We start from the raw sequence: 18,403 nt of genomic DNA, 5'->3' as shown, positions 1-18,403 counted from the left end.
CTGCCCAGGCATGGTCGCACGGTCAGGGCTGCCTACCAGTGCCGACCGCTGACGGCGCCGAGGCCGACCTCACCCTGCTCGACGCTCAGCGTCATCGGCAGCGGCGCGGTTGGAAAAGCAAGCTCGGTGATCACCAGCCTCCCGTCATCGATAAACAGCTCCGCCGAGCAGCGATCGCGCAACAGCTGACAGGCGATGCGCGGCCCGGCGGCCAAATGGTAGTGGGTGCAGTGCGGGAAGTGCTCACTCAGTGCGGCCGCTTGACTCGCGTCCGGGTCAGACGGCGCGATACGTTCAACGGTCACATCGAGGCCGGCGTCCATGTATTCCAGCCGATAGACCAGGCTGTCGTCGCCGAAGGGGCGAAGCACCACCGTGGCGCCCGGTACGAGATCGAGCCGGAATTCGGCCAAGGCGGCCTCGGCCTCGCCAAGCTCCAGGACGCTGCCGGTCGCCGGCTGGCGCGGTACCATAATCGCATCGAGGGCCAGGGCGCTATCGCGAACCCGATCCGGAATCGCCTGGCGCAGCACATGACCCTCGCCTTGCTCATCACGAGCAAGGCTCAGCGCTCGGGGAATCGTCATCGCGCCGCGCCAGTCACCGGTCGGCGTCTGATGCGCGTATAGCCAGTTGCTCATCCAGCCGATCACCAGGCGCTCACCGGGATGATCCGACCAGCTCTGGGCGGCGTAGCAGTCGGCGCCGTGATCGAACCAGGTTACCGTCTCTGGGGCCTGATCAGGCTTGAAGCGAATGCCGTCGAAGTCACCGATGAACACCTGGGTGCCGGAGCCACCAGCAGGGCCACAGCGCTGCACGCCGACCATCAACACCCAGCGCTCCTCAAAGCTATCGGCGCCCGCGTCGAGATCCGTGCCGTCACCCCCCTGCTGATCGGTGCCGACTCGGCCTTCTACCGGCAGCGGGAAGAGGTCGGGGCATTCCCAGGCCAGATCGTCGTGAGCGCCATAACCGGCACCAAAGGTGGAAACCTTCTCCCAGTCAGCGCCTCCCTGGGTGCGATAGATGCCGAGCGTTTGCCCCTCGGTGAGGATCATCACCCAGTGCGCGCTTTCGGCATGCCAGAACACCTTGGGATCGCGAAAGTCCTGAAGCCCCGGGTTGTCGAGGATCGCCGCATCACGCGCCTGCCAGCTACGCCCGCCATCGCGGCTGGCTGCCATCGCTTGGGACTGATGGTCTCGCTCGGGGGAGCCGCCCGGCACGTGGCGGGTAAAGAAGGCCACCAGGGGCGTGAGCATGTCCGCACGCAGCGTGCCGCACTCGGCCTTGCGCGGTGCCGTGGTGATCTCGCATTCCGGCACGAAGGCATGCTGCCAATCGACTACCGCACTGCCCGAAAAGCACATGCCGTGTTCATCGGGCGTGAGCGCCACCGGCCGATGGGTCCAGTGCACCAGGTCGCCGCTGCTGGCATGTCCCCAGTGCATCGGCCCCCAGGCGGTGTCATGCGGATAATACTGGTAGAAGAGATGGTACTGCCCCGCGTGATGCACCAGCCCGTTGGGATCATTCATCCAGCCCTTGGGCGGCGTGAAGTGCAATAGCGGACGATATGCCGGCGTAGGGGCGATAGCATCGGTCATGTCAGGCTCGCGGCGATGGTGGCGTCGGAACAGAGCGACGACCCTAACACCTTGGTCGAACAGAGTCCCGTAGGGCTCACCGGTTGGGCATACTAGAGGAAATCTATAACGATTAAGCCCCTATTCCGGTGTGATATGCGACTGATGCCAGACAAGCTCGCTCCGCCACTGTTGCCGCCCACCACAGTCGCTCGAGAGCGCCTCAACGATCACTTCGTGCTCGACGAGCGCATCCGCGTGCTGGTGATTCATGCTCCCCCCGGCTACGGCAAGACCACGCTGCTCGCCGAGCGCTTGCCGGCTCTAGAACAAGCGGCATCCTGGCTGCGGCTCGATCCTCAGGACAATGTCCCACTGCGCTTCATTCGCTACTTCGAGGCTGCCCTCGGCACCCTGTTCCGGGAGCATCTCCAGTGCTCGCCCCCGTCCAGCGGCGACTCGACTGAATATCCTGATGTCTCCCTGGAGGATACCGTCGAAACCTGGCTGTCACAGCTGCCCGGCGAGGCCAAGCCCTGCCGACTGGTGATTGACGAGTTCGAGCATATCACCAACCCCGAGATCCTGGCCGGCCTAATGCATTGGCTTCGCCACCAGCCCCCCTGGCTGACCCTGACGCTGGTCTCGCGCACCTGGCCGTCCCTTGGCCTGCCGGCGCTTCGCCTGCGCGGCGAGCTAGAGGAAGTCGGCGTCGAGGCGCTGGCCTTCGACCATGAAGAAGCCCAAACGCTGTGCGCCGAGCAGCTTATCTTCCCTCCTAGCCGAGTCAGCCTGGAGCGCGCCTTGCGCCTGACTGAAGGCTGGATCATGGCCCTCAACTGGCTGGTCGAGCGCACCACCACGCGAGCCGGCTTCGATGCCCTGCTCGATCGCATGAGCGGCGCGCACCCGGACTTCGTGGCCTGGTTTGACGACCTACTGAGTGGGCGTGCCGATGACGACGACCGCCAGTTGCTGCTGCAGCTCGGGGTACTGGAACGCTTCTCGCCTCAGCTGGTGGCACGCTTGCTGGAAGGTGACCGGATCACCCAACGCTTGGAAGCCCTGGACCGGGCGGGCCTGTTTCTCTACCGCTTGTCCCCCGACGATCAATGGTGGCGCTTTCATCCCTTGTTCGCCCAGTACCTGTGCCATCGTCGACATGAAATGAGCCTTGACTCCCAACACCAGCTGCACCGCCGAGCCAGCGCCGCATGGCTGGCGCTGGGGAAGCCCGACCTGGCGCTTGCCCAGGCCATCAATGCCGACCAGCCGGCGGCTCTAGCGACGCTGATCGAACACCACGGCCCGCACCTGCTAGCCAACGGCCACTTCGCCCTGCTGGCGCGGGCCATGGAAACCCTCGGCGAAGCCCGGCTCAGCGCCTCACCTCGGCTGACCCTGATCTATGGCTGGGTCACGCATGCCCAGTACCAGTTCGACCGCACCGAGCGGACCATCGGCTGGATCGAGGCACAACTCGATGAACCGGACTGGCAAGCGCTGGCCGCCGAGTTCGCCACGCTTCGCGCGCAGTTGGCGATCAACCAGGGCGACGCCGAGCGGGCCGCCCCGCTGGCCCAGCAGGCGCTAACGCTGCCCGCACACTATCTGGATGCCACTCCGGTCTCGGCCGGCGCCATCTACTGTGAAGCGCGTTTCGTTCAGGGCCAGCTGGAGGAATCGCTGGCCCGGATCCAGGCGGTGGAGCAACAAGCCAGACACCTCGGCGACGACCAATTGATCCTCTGGACGCTGTGCCACCACTCGGAGACCCTGGTGGCACAGGGCCGCCTGCAGGCGGCGTTCGATATCCAGGAACGTGCCTTCGCGCACATCGAGCACTGCGGCCTCGACCGTCTGCCGGTGGCCGAGTTCCTGTACCGCATCCGCAGTCAGCTGCTGTGGGAATGGCACCGCCTGGACGAGGCCGAGCAGGCGGCACTCAAAGGCATTGCCGTACTTGACAGTCAGGGCGAGGCCTGGACCCTGCAGTGTCACGTCGGTCTAGCCAAGGTCGCCCTGGCCCGTGGTGACCAGGCCCATTGCACCGACCACATCCGCCGCCTGCGCAAGATACTGGCCGAGGGCGACTATCACATCGACTGGCGTGCCAATGCTCATGCCATCCTGCTGGCCTGGTGGCAGGCCAACGACGATCGCGATGCCGTGACCCGCTGGCTGCAGGAGGCGCCGGCGGCCGAACTCGACACCGCCAGCAACCATTTCGCCCAGGCTAACGTACGCAATCACGCCCGCGCCCTGATGCTACTCGACCGGCCGGAGGAGGCCCGCCCCCTGCTGGAAGCCCTAGAAGAACAGACCCAACACTTCGGCCTGATAACCGATGCCAATCGCAACCAACTTTGTCTGGCGGCGCTGGAATGGCAATGCGACCACCGCGATGCGGCACTGAGGCATATGTCAAAGGCACTCGACCTAGCTACGCGCACGGCCTTGACCGGGAGTTTTCTGCGGCTGGGCAAGCCTCTTCACGACATGCTTACGGCCCTGCTCGAGACTCATGAACTCGATGGCTTGGCGCGCGAGCGAGCCAAGCGACTGATAATGCTGGCCGGCCGCCAGCGCGACTTCGGCCGCGCCGTGCGCCTGATGCTCGACGACACCGTGATCGCCGACATCGTCACGCGTCCCGACGTCCCCGAACTGATCCGCACCTCGCCGCTGACCCGCCGCGAGTGGCAGATTCTCGGCCTGATCCACGCCGGGTTGTCCAACGAGCAGATCGCCGAACAGCTCTCGGTGGCGCCGACCACCATCAAGACGCACATCCGCAGCCTCTACCAGAAACAGAACATCCGCCGCCGGGAAGAGGCCATCGCCCTGGCCGGCGACCTACTGGGCCGCATCCAGGGGGAGTAGTCGCTCCACCTCCTCCCCCTGCCTACGCCTGTCTCGTCCCCGACGGGAGGATCTATCTCCTCGGCACTCCCGCCACCATGAGCCCGACACTCTTTCCCGTGGGCGCGGCCCAGCACCGACGCCCATCCACAACGAGGACCCGGCTCATGATCACAGATACCTCTCAGTACCTCGGCCGCGAGGGCGCCGACTGGTGGCGCGGCGCGGTGATCTACCAGATCTATCCGCGCAGCTTCCTGGATACCAATGGCGACGGCATCGGCGATCTGCAGGGCGTGATCGACAGGCTCGACTACATTGCCTCGCTGAATGTCGACGCCATCTGGCTGTCGCCCTTCTTCACCTCGCCGATGAAGGACTTCGGCTACGACGTCAGTGACTACCGGGGCGTCGATCCCATGTTCGGCACCCTCGAGGACTTCGACCGCCTGGTCGAGGCCGCCCATGCCCGCGGTCTCCGGGTCACCATCGACCAAGTGCTCTCCCACACTTCCGACCAGCATGCCTGGTTCCAGGAAAGCCGACAGAGCCGCGACAACCCCAAGGCCGACTGGTACGTGTGGGCCGACCCCCGGCCCGACGGTGCGCCGCCCACCAACTGGCAGGCGATCTTCGGCGGCTCCGCCTGGCAGTGGGACACCCGCCGCTGCCAGTACTACCTGCACAACTTCCTGGTCGAACAGCCTGACCTCAACTTCCAGACGCCCGAGGTGGTCGAGGCCATTCTGGGCGAGGTGCGCTTCTGGCTGGAGCGCGGCGTCGACGGCTTCCGGCTGGATGCGGTGAACTTCTGTACCCACGGCGAGCTCAAGGACAACCCCCCCCGGGAGGGGATCGCCGCAGGCTTCATCGGCGTGCGGCCGGACAATCCATACGGCTATCAGCAGCACCTCTACGACAAGACCCAGCCCGAAAACCTGGCCTTCCTCGAGCGGCTTCGGGCGCTGCTCGACGAATACCCCGGCACCACCAGCGTCGGCGAGGTCGGCGACGACGACTCCCTGGGCGTGATGGCCGCGTACACCCAGGGCGGTAATCGTCTGCACATGGCCTACTCCTTCGACCTGCTCGGCGAACGGCATGACCCGGAATTCCTGCGTGAGACGCTCGCCGCCATGGAGGCGCGCATCGGCGACGGTTGGCCGTGCTGGGCGCTGGGCAACCACGACGTCACCCGCCTGGCCACCCGCTGGGGCGCCGAAGACGATAGCGCTAGGCTCCGCCTCTACCTGGCCTTCCTGCTCACCCAGCGCGGCAGCATCTGCCTCTACCAGGGCGAGGAACTGGGCCTGCCCGAGGCCGAGCTGAGCTTCGAGCAACTGGTCGACCCGGCCGGCATCACCTTCTGGCCAAGCTACAAGGGCCGCGACGGCTGCCGCACGCCCATGCCGTGGCGGGCCGATGCCCACCACGGCGGCTTCTCCCGGGCCACGCCCTGGCTGCCGGTGCCCGACGCCCACCTAGGCCTGGCCGTGGACCAGCAGGACCTGGACCCAGACTCGCTGCTCAACGCCTACCGGGCCTTCCTGGCCTTCCGCCGTACCCGGCCGGCGCTGATCAAGGGCGCGGTCTGCTACCAACCGGTGCGTGACGAGGTGCTATGCCTCGAGCGTGAGTACGCGGGCGAGCGCCTGCTGGTGGCGCTGAACTTCGCCGGTGAACCCCGCGAGCTTGATGCGCCTAAGGATGCCCAGGCCCTCGACGATGCACCGGCGATGGTCAACGGCAGTTGGCGGGATGGCGGGCTCACACTGCCCGCCTATGGCATCGCCATCGCTCGCTGCATCACCGATTCCGAGGAAACCTCATGGGACATCTGACACTCGAAAGCATCGGCAAGGACTATGACGGCGTCGAGATCTCGCGCGATATCGACCTGACCATCCACGACGGCGAATTCGTGGTCTTCGTCGGCCCCTCGGGCTGCGGCAAGTCGACCCTGCTGCGCATGGTCGCCGGGCTCGAGGACATCAGCCGCGGCGAGATGCGACTGGACGGCGAGCGGATCAACGAGATCCCGCCCCAGGAGCGCGACATCGGCATGGTCTTCCAGTCCTATGCGCTCTACCCGCATATGACGGTGGCCGAGAACATGGCCTTCGGCCTCAAGCTGGCGCGCACCGACAAGGCCGAGATTCGCCGCCGGGTCGAACACGCCGCCGAGATCCTGCAGCTCACCGAGCTGCTCGAGCGCAAGCCCAAGGACCTCTCCGGCGGCCAGCGCCAGCGGGTGGCGATCGGCCGCACCCTGGTCAAGGAGCCGGCAGTGTTCCTGTTCGACGAGCCGCTCTCCAACCTCGATGCCTCGCTAAGGGTCGAGATGCGGGTGCGGATCGCCGAGCTTCACAAGCGCCTCGGCGCCACCATGATCTACGTCACCCACGACCAGGTCGAGGCCATGACGCTCGCCGACCGCATCGTGCTGCTGTCGAGCGGCAGCATCGCCCAGGTCGGCGCCCCGTTGTCGCTCTACCACTTCCCGCAGTCGCTGGAGGTGGCTGAGTTCATCGGCTCGCCGCGCATCAACACCCTGCCGGTGACGGTGGTCGACCCGGGCCCGCAGCGCACCGGCGTGCGCCTGCCCTCCGGCGAGACGCTGGCCGTGGCGGTGGACGGGCGACGCCTCAAGGCGGGCGATACCGCCACTCTGGGGATTCGCGCCGAGGACTTCGTCGCCCCCGACCAGGGCGAGGCGACCCTCGAGGCCAAGCTGATGGTGGCCGAGAAGCTAGGCTATGAGACCCTCGCCCACCTGCAGGTCGAGGGCGCCGAGGGCACCGTGACACAGCGCCTAGACGGCCTGGCCCAGCTAGAGGAGCAACAGGGCATCGAGCTAGGCCTGGACGGTGCCCACTGCCACCTGTTTGGTCCCGACGGCCAGGCCTGCCCGCGTCAGGTGGAGATCCCCGGCATCGCCCACTGAACGACGCTCTCCCTGCTCTGCCACGCCCCGGTGCGCCTCGCGCCCGGGGCGTTGTCGTTGCCATATCGCCGTGATTGGCCTGGAGGAAAACCACTCTCTCGCAGGGAGCGCGGCCCTGACACGGGATAGCCACGCTCATCGCCCCCTCGACGCCGGCGCCAGCGGGACGACATGCTTCCGGAAGTCGCCCCCCCACAACCTGCCATGGCTTCGACCACGACATAAAAAACCCCGGCGAAGGCCGGGGAAAGGGGGGTCCCTGTCGGGACGAGGAAATCAGGGGCTTAGCCCTTTACCCCACCGGCAGTGAGCCCGCCGGCGATCCAGCGCTGGCATAGCAGGAAGGCTAGGGTAATGGGTAGCCCAGAGAGCACCGCCGCAGCGGCGAAGTCACCCCAGCGCGGATTATGTTCGGCGAGATACTGCTGGGCGCCGACGGCGAGTGTCAGCTTGTCCTCGTCGAGCAGCAGCACCGAGGCCATGGGATATTCCATGATCGACATGATGAAGGCGAGGATGAACACCACCATCAGGATCGGCACCGAGAGCGGCAGCAGAATATGATAGAAGGCCTGCCAGGTACTGGCGCCGTCGACCATCGCCGCCTCCTCCAGGGAGCCGTCGATGGACTCGAAATAGCCCTTGATGGTCCAGATATGCAGCGCCACCGCGCCCAGCGACGCCAGAATCAGCGCGCCGTGAGTGTTGAGCCCCAGCCAGGGCACCAACTGGCCGAGGCGATCAAACAATGCATAGAGCGCCACCAGCGAGAGCACCGCGGGGAACATCTGGAAGATCAGCATGCCCTTGAGGATCGGCGCCTTGCCGGCGAAGCGCATGCGCGCGAAGGCATAAGCGCTGGTGGTGGAGAGGGCGAGTATCATCAGCGAAGACGCCAACGCCACCTTGATCGAATTCCACAACCACAGCAGCACCGGGAACGGCGGCTGGACGACGGTGCCATCGGCGCGCTCCCAGGGGATGCCGAAGGCCAGTGCCCAGTGCTCCAGCGAGAAGCGTTCAGGGATCAGGCTGCCGGTGGCGAAGTTGCCCTCGCGGAAGGAGATCGAGATCACCAGCAGCAGCGGGAACACCACCAGGCTGACGAACCCCAGTAGCGCCAGGTGTGCGCCCAGCTTGCGGGTACGGATCGAACGGGGTTGAACCATGGCCATGAGACGACTTCTCCTTAGACCTTGACCTTGGACAGGCGCAGATTGAGCCACGACAGCCCCACCACCAGCAGGAAGATCAGCGTGGCGATGGCAGCCGCCAGGCCGAAGTTCTGGCCGGCATCCTGGAAGGCGATGCGATAGGTGTAGCTGACCAGCAGGTCGGTGGTGCCCGCCGGGGTACTGGCACCGAGGATGTCCGGCTTACCGCCGGTGAGCAGGGCGATCAGCACGAAGTTGTTGAAGTTGAAGGCGAAGGCGGCGATCAGCAGCGGCGTCAACGGCTTCAGGATCAGCGGCAGGGTGATGCGCCACATATTGGTCAGCGGCCCGCCGCCGTCTACCGCCGAGGCTTCGTAGAGATCGTTGGGGACCGACTGAATCAGCCCCATGCATAGCAGCAGCATGTAGGGGTAGCCGAGCCAGGTGTTGACGATCAACAACATGGTGCGCGCCATCGCCGGGTCGGTGAACCAGTCGGGGCTGATGCCGAAGAGGTTTTCGAGGATCAGATTTATCTCACCGTGGTTCTGGTTGAACATGCCTTTGAAGATCAGGATCGAGATGAAGGCCGGCACCGCATAGGGCAGGATCAGCAGGGTGCGGTAGACAGCTTTGCCCTTGAGCTGGTCCCACTGCAACAGCGCGGCCAAGGTGAAGCCCACCGCCAGGGTGAAGACCACCGTCAGCCCGGCGAACACGAAGGTCCAGACGAAGATCTGCAGGAAGGGCCCGCGGATGTCCGGATCGGTGAAGATCTTGGTGTAGTTGTCCAGCCCGACCGCGACCGGCCAGCCTGGGGTAAGCCGCTCACCTTGCTCGGTGACGAAAAAGCCAGTCTCTTGGTTAGGCGTCAGGGTGGTACCGTCGCGCAGGTCGGTCAGGCTGCCATCGGGGTTCGCTTCGAAGCGCGGCAGTATCGGCGCGAAGCTGCGTAGCCCCGCCATCTGGAGTTCGGTGCCATCCGGCATCACCAGGCTCAGGGCCTCAAGGAGCTCACGATTGGCGATCACCTCGCGGATGCCCAGCACCTCGCCGGAGGGGGTTGCCTGGGTCGGCTCGACCGCTAGGGGTTGCCCTTCCACGGCCTGTGCCAGCGGCCGGGATACCAGTTGCCTGGCCTCCCCCGCCACTCCTGAGGCCTCGGCCTCCAGGTAGAGGCGCGTCCGATTGCCGTCACGGACCAGCCGAAAGTCGAAGGCCTGGCCCTCGGCCTGGTAGGTCTGGCCGAGGAACTGGGCACGTACCCGTTCCTCGCTGAGCAGATTACTCGAGCTGTAGTTGCTGAAGCTGATGCCGATGGTATAGATCAGGGGGAAGATGACGAACACCCCCATCCCAGCCAGCGCCGGAAAGATATAGCGGTGGCTCATCAGCTGGCGCTTGCCGAACACGATCGCCAGGCTGGCGCCCAGCACCAGGAACAGCAGCGAGAACATCCACTGGCCGCGCAGCTGGAAGGCCACCACCAGCCATAGCGTGCCGAGCACCAGCAGTGCCGTCAGGGCGCGCATCGCCCAACGGCGGTAGCGCTCGGCGGGGGCGCGGGATCGATGGCGCGGTAAGCCGCGCGAGGCGTTGGTCACAAACATGGGGTCACCTGCGGTCTGTCCCGGCCTGACGCGGGTTCACGGCCGGCCGGGGGCATGGACACGAGAAGGAAAGCGTCACTCGATAGCGGTGCGGATGCGCTCCGCGGCGGCATCCAGCGCCGCCTGTGGTGATTGGCGGCCGCTGCCGATGTTCTGCAGCGCCGGTTCCATGGCCGACCAGAAGGCCCCCATCTCGGGGATGTTGGGCATCGGCGAGCCTAGCTCGGCGTTGGCCAGGGTAGCGGCGATCCGCGGATCGGATTCCAGGTCCTGCTGATAGGCCTTATGGGCCACGGCGCCCAGCGACCCATCGCTGTTGAAGGTACGCAGTCCTTGCTCTTCGAGCAGATAGTTCTCGAGGAACTCGGTGGCCAGGAAGTCGTTGGGCGAGGCCGAGTTGATCATCGCCGCCATCACCCCGAACATCGGCTTGGCCCGCTCATCACCGACCCTGGGCAGCAGCGCCACGCCGAAGTCGATGCCACTCTTCTCCAGGTTGCTCCAGGCCCAGGGGCCACTGATCATGGCGGCCACCTCGCCCCGATTGAAGCGGGTATCCGTTACGCTGTAGTCGGTGCCCTCGGGCAACACGCCACTGTCGATCAATTCACGCAGACGCTCGGCTCCCGCCACCGCGCCGGCATTGTTGACGCCGATGTCGCTGGTGTCGTAGCCGCTGTCGGTATGCTGGAACGCATAGCCGCCATTGGCGGCCAGCAGTGGCCAACTGAAGTAGGGCTCACCGTAGTTGAAGAGAATCGCTTTCTTGCCTTCCTTGGTTAGCTCGGCATCGAGGCTGGCAAGCTCGGCGAAGCTTTCGGGGGGCGTCTCCACCAGGTCCTTGTTGTAGATCAGGCCCAGCGACTCCACCGAGATAGGATAGCCATAGGTCGCGCCGTTCCACTCGACGGCGTCCCAGGTGAAGTCGAAGTAGCGATCGCGGTAGGTCTCGGAGGGCGCAATGGACTTGAGCAGCCCGCTCTGGGCCCATTCTCCCATGCGGTCGTGGGCGAAGATCACGATGTCCGGTCCCTGGCCGCTGCCGGCGGCCTGCTGGAAGCGGTTGGTCATATCGTCGGGATGGACGATGTCGATGACGATACCGGTGTCGGCCGTGAATCGCTTGGCTACTTCACGGATCCCCTGAGGGCCCTTGTTGTCGCCGATCCAGACGGTAAGGGTGTCGTCCTCGAAGGCCATGGCCGGCAAGGTAGCGGCGGCGCTAAGGCCGGCGGCCAACAGCGAAGTCAGGAAAGCATGGCGTGGTGTCATATCGAGCCCTCTAGTTGTTGTGAGGTGACGCGTATCGATGACGTGTCTCAAGGGCAAGGCCCATCCCGGCAGGCGGCGGGCTCTCACCACGTCAAGGGTCGCCAATTGCTCGCCGTCCTGCCTCCTCCCGTCGTGAGGAGGTGGTGGCGTAAGGTCAGGGCGTAGGAGGAAAGTCAAAGATCGGGGCCCCTTGATCGGGGCGGGGAGACGTCGATCGCGAGCGACGCGGCGGGGGACGATATCGTCGCTCAGGGGACCGCTGGAGGCTCCCGGCCACGGTGGCCTCCTGAGGGATGGCGGCAATCAGCGAGTGCTTGGCGATAATGCCACTAAACGGCTCACTGACCGCCGGATTGCTGGGGATGTGTTAGGCAGCTCCGAAAAGGCCGCGTCGGCTGAACACCATGGGAGTCATCCTCTATCAGCCAGGCGCAGGCAGATCGTGTCGGGAAAACAGCTTCCCGCCTGCTCCATGGCAGAGACGTGATGGCGAGATATCAGCCTGATGCCGATCGCTCGTCAGCTGCGCTCTTCGGCCTCGCTAGTCAGTGTCGCCCATGACGGGGTATCACCGGTGGCGGTGTCGGCCTGCTCATCGTTCGCCTGCCAAGCGTCTGGCGTGGCGTCGGGCGTGGCGTCAGCAGACGCCGTATCATCGAGCGCGCCGGTGTCGTTGCCATCACCTTCGCTTGTCCTCTCGCCGCCATCCATACCACCAGGCTCCAGCTCCAGTCGCGCCCGCTCGGTAAGCTCCCGCGGCAGTTCCTTCTTCACCGCCACGCCGAGCTCACGAAACTCGTTGGTCTGCTTGATCAGGTTACCCTTGCCGGCGCTCAACTGGTTCATGGCGCGATCAAAGCTCAGGCGGGCGCCGTCGAGCTTCTTACCGACGTCTTCCATGCTGTTGAGGAACACACGCAGCTTGTCATAGAACTTCTCGGCGCGGCTGGCAAGCTCGGCCGAATGCCGACTCTGATCCTCGAAGCGCCACAGCTGACGCACGATATTGAGGCTGGTCAGCAGCGTGGTCGGGGTGGCCACCAGCACGTTGTTCTCGATGGCCCGCTGATAGAGGCTCTCGTCGTGCTTGAGCGCCTCGACGTAGGCGGACTCGACGGGAATGAACATCACCACCACTTCCGGCGAGTTGAGCCCCGGCAGATCGTAGTAGTGGCGGTCGGAAAGCTCGGTAATGCGATCACCCACTGCCTTGCAGTGCTCGGCAAGTGCCTGATATCTCTCGCCATCGCTGTCGCCGTTCACATAACGGGTATAGGCGGCGAGGGAGGTCTTGGCGTCGATGACCAGATGCTTTTGCTGGGGCAGGTAGACGATGGCATCCGGCCGGCGACGCCCATCCTCGGTGGTGAAGCTGACCTCGCGATCGTAGTCCTTGCCGCGGCGCAGGCCGGCACCATCCAGCACGTTCTCGAGCATCAGCTCGCCCCAGTTGCCCTGGATTTTCTTCTGGCCCTGCAGGGCGTTGGTCAGCTTGTCGGCCTGATCGGTGATCGCCTGGTTCAGGCTCTGCAAGTGCTTGAGCTCGGTGCGCAGCTGCACGCGCTGCTCGCTCTCCTGCTGATGGATCGACTCCACCTTCTCGCGAAAGCCCTTCATCTCACTCTGAATCGGCTGTAGCAGGCCGGTCAGTCGCTGCTGTGACATATCCGAGAAAGCCTTGCCCTTACGCTCGAGGATCTCGTTGGCAAGGTTCTCGAACTCCTGCTTGAGCTGATCGCGACTTTCCTTGACCAGCGTGAGCTGCTCGTCGAAGTGCTGCTGCTTCTGGGAGAGCGTGCTGGTCAGCTCGCCATGGGTCGTCTTCAGGTTGGCAAGCTCTTCGGCCAGCGTCTCGCGAGCGGCCTTCTCGCGCTCCCACCAGGCCTGGTAATTGACCAGTGCCGCCTGTTTCTCGTCGCGCTGTGTGCTTGCCGAACGAAGGTTCTCGCGCAGGTCGGCGACTTTCTCCTGGCTATCTTCGAGCGCCTGCTCGAGCTTGACGCGTTGAGACTCGACCCGCTCGAGGCGCTGCTCACGCTCGGCCAAGCGCTCATGGAAACCGTCCGACAGCGCCGTCTGATGCTCCCGTAACCGCGCCAGCGACTCGGTCAGCGTCGCCTTCTCCTCGCCTAGCGCCTGAGCCCGCTCGCGAGCCTCGCTAAGCGCATCGGTCAGCCGTTCGACGTCGTGCTCACGGGCGGTGAGCCCCTCTCGCAGGCTTGAAAGCTCGGTCTCCAGGCGCGCCTTGGCAAGCTCGGCCTGGGAGAGCGCATCGGTTTTCTCGGCCAGCGCCTTCTCACGCTCGGCAAGCATCGCATCGCGCGCTTCCAGCGTCTCGGTCTGACGAGCCAAGGCCTCGCGCAGCGACTCAGCCTGCGCTGCTGCCTCGGCCTGGGCCTTTTTGAGCGCCTCATGACGCCGTCGACGGGCCAGCAAAGAGGTCACCAGCGCCCCCAACACGAAGGCCGACACGGCCGCCAGCGCGGCCATCATTATGGGATCAAGCATCATGCGTCTGTCCTTGTGTTTCGGCGCGGCCGATGACGTGTGCTGAGACCAACCGGCCTTACTGCACCGTTTCCTGCTCGCTGAAGCGATCGGCAAAGAGCGCGGAACTCAGGTAACGCTCGGCGCTGTCGGGCAACACCACGACGATATTCTTGCCGTGATGTTCGGGCTGCTGGCCGATGCGCACGGCAGCGGCCACGGCGGCCCCGCAGGAAGTGCCGCAGAGAATGCCTTCTTCCAGCATCAGCCGGTGCGCCATGGCCATCGCGTCTTCGTTGCTGACCTGCTCGACCTGGTCGATCATCTCGAGGTCGAGGTTTTGGGGCACGAAGCCAGCGCCGATGCCCTGAATCTTGTGTGGCGCGGGGGCCAGCGGCTCACCGGCCAGGGTCTGGCTGATGATAGGCGAATCAGTGGGCTCGACGGCCACGCTATGAATCGCCTTGCCCTGGGTCTTTTTGATATAGCGCGAGACGCCGGTCAGGGTCCCGCCGGTACCGACCCCAGCGACGAATACGTCCACCGCGCCGTCGGTGTCGTTCCAGATCTCGGGGCCGGTGGTGGTCTCGTGGATGCGCGGGTTGGCCGGGTTATTGAACTGCTGGGGCATGAAATAGCGCGCCGGTTCGGACGCGGCGATTTCCTCGGCCCTGGCGATGGCCCCCGGCATGCCCTTGGCGGGCTCGGTCAGCACCAGTTCGGCGCCCAGCGCCTTGAGCACCTGGCGCCGCTCAAGGCTCATCGACGCCGGCATGGTCAGCATCACCTTGTAGCCGCGAGCGGCAGCGGCGAAGGCAAGCGCGATACCGGTATTGCCGCTGGTCGGCTCGATAATGGTCATATCCGGTGTGAGCAGGCCGCGTTCTTCGGCATCCCAGATCATGGCCGCCCCCACCCGACACTTCACTGAATAGGCCGGGTTACGGCCCTCGATCTTGGCCCAGATGGTCGCGCCTGCGTTCACTCGGTTAAGACGCACCAGCGGGGTATTACCGATAGACAGCGAGTTGTCGTTGTGGATCTTGGCCATGAATATTTCCCTGAGGGTATATGTATGAAATTGAAGATCAGCCGATCATAGCACCGGCTAGGTGTCGTCCGAATAGCCAGGCATACGGGCATCGACGAAGACGCGGTAATCCTGGGCGACGCAGTCGGCATAGGTCACCGCCAGGGTGCTGACCACCTCGATAAAGGGCTCCAGGCGTCCATCGAGTCGTGCGCAGACGTTGCGTGCAAAGCGTGCCGGGTCGTCCTGGTTTAGGGCACGGGCGCCACGCAGGTGCTCGCGCGCGAGAATCCGTCCCCATTGCTTGACCAGCTGGCGGTAGGGTTTGGCACCGTCGAGTTTGTGGGTGGGAAAGTCTTCCTTGAACGGTGAGCGCTCGCGCACCGAAAAGACGCTCTCGCCCAGATGCAGCCAGCCCAGGTAGAGGTCGGGATACTCGGCGATAGCGCTGAAAGCGGCGGCATGGCGAGTCCCTTCATGGGGGAAGGCGGCCTTCCAGGCACGCTTCTCGGCGGCGTTCATCTTGCGCCAGCCTTCGGGAGGCGTCTGCTGTTTCACATCGAGGATCACGTCGTCGTGCTCGTGCTTATGTTCGAGCCTGCGCCCGCCTTCGATCAGCACGTAATAGCGTTCGAGCCCCAGCGAGCCGGTGCCGGCGTCGAGACGCCGCGCCATGTCCTTGATCCGGAAGTGATCCTCCTCGGCCTGGGCGCGTGCCCCGCTCAGGGTATTGCGGTACTCCTCCTCGATGGCCTTGCGCAGTTGGCTACTCAGGTGCGCGGGCAATCGGGCCAGCTTCTCCGGACGCTCCTCGACGGCAAAGCGCCGCCCTCCCTCGTCGAGGGTGGTCCACTTGTCCAGCATCTTGGCCCGGCTTTCCTTACGCGTCACCTTCTCGAGGAAAGGCGCCAAGGGGCCCTTGGCGGTCTCTAGAGTCACGGCCATCGGCGCCTCGCCGCGCACGTGCCCGGCCAGTTCGTCGTGATAGCTTTCAAGCAGTTTCTTCAATGCCTTGCGGATGCCCTTGCGTGACAGGCCGACATTCTCGCGAGCATCGAGCACCAGGCTGATGGCCAGCCGCCAGAGATCGTACTGGTAGTCGCCGATCAGGGCGTCGTCGAAGTCATCCATGCCGTAGCGCACCGCATCGTCGTGATGGCCATAGGCGCCAAAGTTGTAGGCATGGGCATCACCCTGCAGCCAGGTCTGGGTCTCGGGCAGGCCACCGAACAAGGCGAAGCGCCAATCGTGCCAGACATCATCCCAGTAGAGGTGATTGGTGCCGCGAAAGAAGCGGTACGGCGACTGTGCCAGCTTGGCGAACTTGGCCTCCCGGTCGGCATCGGAAAGGCCGGCGTTGGCGGCATCGATGGCATCGAGCACCTGCTGGGGTCGGTTATGGCGTGTCAGGGGCTGCGACATGCGGCGTGTCTCCTCGATAAGGGGCAATAGCCATGAGAGCGGCCAGTCCCTTCATGGTAGAGGTGGATGAGGTTCGATGATATGGCATCAAGGGAGCCGTTACGAAGATGTCACCGGACAAGCGGGCAAGGTATGATTAGCATATTACGCATCAATCTTGTGATATCCCTAGAAGGCCCCGTCATGCCACGTTTCCGTCTGTGCGCCCTGCCGCTGATTGCCGGCCTCCTGCTGGCGATGCTGCTCCCTGGTTGTACCATCAATACCTACCCGGATGGACACCGCGAGACCGTACTCGGCGCACCCGGCGATGAAACACCTACGCCCTACTCACCGGGCGTGATTCTCGATGAAAACGGCGAGCCCCGCTCGATCAGTGATGCCCCGCGCTGACGGCCCGACGAAGCGCATTACTTAACGCAGCGAGCTAAACAGCACTCACGCCCTAGCGCCCCCTTCAAGGCGGCATGCGACACTAGACCGACTGACCAACCGAGGAAACAGCCATGGAATGGACCCCTGCGATGCTCTGGCTCGCTGCCGCCCTGGTGCTCGGCCTGGCCGAGCTGACCTCCGGCACGCTGATGCTGCTGGCACTAGCCATCGCTGCTGCTTTGACCGCGGCGACCACCGCCGCCCTCGGGCTACCCATTAGTGGGCAACTGCTCGCCATGGGCGTGCTGTCCGGAGTGCTGGTTCCCCTGACCATCAAGGTGATCCGGCCACGCTTCTCGCCCAAGGGCGTGGCCTATGGCACCACCGGCACCGGTGCCGAGCAGGGGCGCCATTATCTGACGCTGGATCGCGACTTCGACGGCGCCAGCGGCCTCAAGATCAACGGCGACTTCTACCGCCTGCGCGTCGCCGACAGCACCACCACGCGTCTGCCTCCGGGCACCGACGTTATCTTCAAGGAATTCGATGGCACCACCGCCATCGTCACGCTGGCATCCGCCAGCGCATCATCACAGGAGCAGTGAAAATGGAATTTCCGTTGAGCCCGGGGCTGATTCTCAGCCTGATCGTGGTCGTCATGGGTATCGTGATCATCGCCAAGGGGCTGGTCATCGTGCGGCAGTCCGAGGTCATGGTCATCGAGCGCTTGGGCTCGTTCAACCGGGTCCTGGAGAGCGGCATCAATATCATCATCCCCTTCATCGAGCAGCCCCGTGCCATCACCATGATCCGCTACAAGAAGATGGGGGAAGAGTACCTGCCGCTGACCAGCGACGAAATTCGCATCGACCGCCGTGAAACGGTCATGGACTTCCCCGGCCAGCCGGTGGTCACCACCGACAACGTCACCGTGACCATTAACGGCGCTCTCTACTATCAGATCATCGATCCCAAGCGGGCGGTCTACGAAGTCGAGAACATGAGCCAGGCGGTCGAAGTGCTGGCCAAGACCACCCTGCGCTCGGTGGTCGGCAAGATGGAGCTCGACAAGCTGTTCGAGTCCCGTGCCGAGGTCAACAACGAGATCCAGGCCTCGATGGAAGAACCGGCCTCCAAGTGGGGCGTGAAGATTTCACGGGTCGAGGTGCAGGACATCGCCATGCCTGAAGAGGTGGAGTCCGCCATGCGCCTGCAAATGGCCGCCGAGCGCAAGCGCCGCGCCACCGTCACCGAAGCCGAGGGCGAGAAGTCTGCTGCCATCGCCATGGCCCAAGGTCAGCGGGAATCGGCGATCCTCAACGCCGAGGGCGACAAGGAATCCGCGATTCTGCGCGCCCAGGGCGAGCAGGAATCGATCAAGCTGGTGCTCAACGCCATCGGCGAGAGCGAAGAGAACAAGCGCACCGTGGTCGGCTATCTGCTCGGCCAGAGCTACATCAAGGCCCTGCCGACCATGGCCAAGGAGGGCGAGCGCGTCTTCGTGCCCTACGAATCCTCGGCGCTGCTTGGGTCGATGGGCATGTTCCGGGAAATGGCCGGCTCCCCGGAAGACAGCGTGCGCCAGCACCTCAATGACAATGCCAGCCAGTCCGGCCTGCGCAGCGGCATGCTGGGCGGAGCCAGCAACGCGTCCTGAG

At 64.7% G+C, this 18,403-nt stretch carries 13 protein-coding genes; 6 read left to right on the top strand and 7 right to left on the bottom strand.

The window, feature by feature from the left end; all coding sequences use genetic code 11:
- Positions 1-32: 32 nt before the first annotated feature.
- Complete coding sequence (locus tag HUS66_RS08385; protein ID WP_175070465.1) at positions 33-1,610, bottom strand: glycoside hydrolase family 32 protein; 1,578 nt, start codon at positions 1,608-1,610, stop codon at positions 33-35.
- Positions 1,611-1,745: 135 nt separating this feature from the next.
- Between HUS66_RS08385 and malT the strand changes: the two genes are divergently transcribed.
- From malT to ugpC, 3 genes are all read left to right on the top strand, one after another.
- Positions 1,746-4,472, top strand: a complete 2,727-nt coding sequence (malT, locus tag HUS66_RS08380; RefSeq protein ID WP_175070464.1) for an HTH-type transcriptional regulator MalT — start codon at positions 1,746-1,748, stop codon at positions 4,470-4,472.
- A gap of 146 nt (positions 4,473-4,618) precedes the next feature.
- Positions 4,619-6,292: an alpha-glucosidase gene (locus HUS66_RS08375; RefSeq protein ID WP_175070463.1), complete on the top strand. Its 1,674-nt coding sequence runs from the start codon at positions 4,619-4,621 to the stop codon at positions 6,290-6,292.
- Positions 6,280-7,395 carry a sn-glycerol-3-phosphate ABC transporter ATP-binding protein UgpC gene (ugpC, locus tag HUS66_RS08370; protein WP_175070462.1) on the top strand — a complete coding sequence of 372 codons (1,116 nt, stop codon included), beginning with the start codon at positions 6,280-6,282 and terminating at the stop codon, positions 7,393-7,395. Before HUS66_RS08375 ends, ugpC begins: the two co-directional genes overlap by 13 nt.
- 284 nt (positions 7,396-7,679) lie before the next feature.
- On the opposite strand, the gene malG is transcribed toward ugpC, so the two are convergent.
- From malG to HUS66_RS08340, 6 genes are all read right to left on the bottom strand, one after another.
- Positions 7,680-8,570 (bottom strand): maltose ABC transporter permease MalG, encoded by an 891-nt coding sequence (gene malG / locus HUS66_RS08365; protein ID WP_175070461.1) that lies wholly within the window; start codon positions 8,568-8,570, stop codon positions 7,680-7,682.
- A gap of 14 nt (positions 8,571-8,584) precedes the next feature.
- Positions 8,585-10,159 (bottom strand): maltose ABC transporter permease MalF, encoded by a 1,575-nt coding sequence (gene malF / locus HUS66_RS08360; protein ID WP_175070460.1) that lies wholly within the window; start codon positions 10,157-10,159, stop codon positions 8,585-8,587.
- 75 nt (positions 10,160-10,234) lie between these two features.
- Positions 10,235-11,431: a maltose/maltodextrin ABC transporter substrate-binding protein MalE gene (gene malE / locus HUS66_RS08355; RefSeq protein WP_175070459.1), complete on the bottom strand. Its 1,197-nt coding sequence runs from the start codon at positions 11,429-11,431 to the stop codon at positions 10,235-10,237.
- A 519-nt stretch (positions 11,432-11,950) separates the two neighbouring features.
- A complete protein-coding gene (gene rmuC, locus HUS66_RS08350) occupies positions 11,951-13,942 on the bottom strand; it encodes a DNA recombination protein RmuC (RefSeq protein WP_254628751.1) in 1,992 nt (663 codons plus the stop codon).
- 55 nt (positions 13,943-13,997) lie between these two features.
- Positions 13,998-14,969, bottom strand: a complete 972-nt coding sequence (gene cysK, locus HUS66_RS08345) for a cysteine synthase A (RefSeq protein WP_175070458.1) — start codon at positions 14,967-14,969, stop codon at positions 13,998-14,000.
- A 57-nt stretch (positions 14,970-15,026) separates the two neighbouring features.
- Positions 15,027-16,370 carry a DUF2252 domain-containing protein gene (locus HUS66_RS08340; RefSeq protein ID WP_175070457.1) on the bottom strand — a complete coding sequence of 448 codons (1,344 nt, stop codon included), beginning with the start codon at positions 16,368-16,370 and terminating at the stop codon, positions 15,027-15,029.
- 183 nt (positions 16,371-16,553) lie between these two features.
- Here HUS66_RS08340 and HUS66_RS08335 point away from each other — a divergent pair, with 183 nt between their 5' ends.
- From HUS66_RS08335 to HUS66_RS08325, 3 genes are all read left to right on the top strand, one after another.
- Positions 16,554-16,763, top strand: coding sequence for a hypothetical protein (locus HUS66_RS08335; protein ID WP_175070456.1), 210 nt, complete (start codon positions 16,554-16,556; stop codon positions 16,761-16,763).
- Between the two features lie 113 nt (positions 16,764-16,876).
- Positions 16,877-17,350: an NfeD family protein gene (locus HUS66_RS08330; RefSeq protein WP_175070455.1), complete on the top strand. Its 474-nt coding sequence runs from the start codon at positions 16,877-16,879 to the stop codon at positions 17,348-17,350.
- Positions 17,351-17,352: 2 nt separating this feature from the next.
- Positions 17,353-18,402: an SPFH domain-containing protein gene (locus tag HUS66_RS08325; protein ID WP_175070454.1), complete on the top strand. Its 1,050-nt coding sequence runs from the start codon at positions 17,353-17,355 to the stop codon at positions 18,400-18,402.
- The last annotated feature ends 1 nt before the right edge of the window (position 18,403 follow it).

The sequence above is a fragment of the Onishia taeanensis genome, from assembly GCF_013349955.1.
Lineage (GTDB): Bacteria > Pseudomonadota > Gammaproteobacteria > Pseudomonadales > Halomonadaceae > Onishia > Onishia taeanensis_B.
The sequence above is the reverse complement of the archived record's forward strand: the minus strand, read 5'-3'. Positions and strand labels throughout refer to the sequence as shown.

What these genes read in the sequence shown, in the direction of transcription:
- HUS66_RS08385 (WP_175070465.1), bottom strand. Translation starts at nt 1,610, where the DNA reads ATGACCGATGCTATCGCCCCTACGCCGGCATATCGTCCGCTATTGCAC.
- malT (WP_175070464.1), top strand. Translation starts at nt 1,746, where the DNA reads ATGCGACTGATGCCAGACAAGCTCGCTCCGCCACTGTTGCCGCCCACC.
- HUS66_RS08375 (WP_175070463.1), top strand. Translation starts at nt 4,619, where the DNA reads ATGATCACAGATACCTCTCAGTACCTCGGCCGCGAGGGCGCCGACTGG.
- ugpC (WP_175070462.1), top strand. Translation starts at nt 6,280, where the DNA reads ATGGGACATCTGACACTCGAAAGCATCGGCAAGGACTATGACGGCGTC.
- malG (WP_175070461.1), bottom strand. Translation starts at nt 8,570, where the DNA reads ATGGCCATGGTTCAACCCCGTTCGATCCGTACCCGCAAGCTGGGCGCA.
- malF (WP_175070460.1), bottom strand. Translation starts at nt 10,159, where the DNA reads ATGTTTGTGACCAACGCCTCGCGCGGCTTACCGCGCCATCGATCCCGC.
- malE (WP_175070459.1), bottom strand. Translation starts at nt 11,431, where the DNA reads ATGACACCACGCCATGCTTTCCTGACTTCGCTGTTGGCCGCCGGCCTT.
- rmuC (WP_254628751.1), bottom strand. Translation starts at nt 13,942, where the DNA reads ATGATGCTTGATCCCATAATGATGGCCGCGCTGGCGGCCGTGTCGGCC.
- cysK (WP_175070458.1), bottom strand. Translation starts at nt 14,969, where the DNA reads ATGGCCAAGATCCACAACGACAACTCGCTGTCTATCGGTAATACCCCG.
- HUS66_RS08340 (WP_175070457.1), bottom strand. Translation starts at nt 16,370, where the DNA reads ATGTCGCAGCCCCTGACACGCCATAACCGACCCCAGCAGGTGCTCGAT.
- HUS66_RS08335 (WP_175070456.1), top strand. Translation starts at nt 16,554, where the DNA reads ATGCCACGTTTCCGTCTGTGCGCCCTGCCGCTGATTGCCGGCCTCCTG.
- HUS66_RS08330 (WP_175070455.1), top strand. Translation starts at nt 16,877, where the DNA reads ATGGAATGGACCCCTGCGATGCTCTGGCTCGCTGCCGCCCTGGTGCTC.
- HUS66_RS08325 (WP_175070454.1), top strand. Translation starts at nt 17,353, where the DNA reads ATGGAATTTCCGTTGAGCCCGGGGCTGATTCTCAGCCTGATCGTGGTC.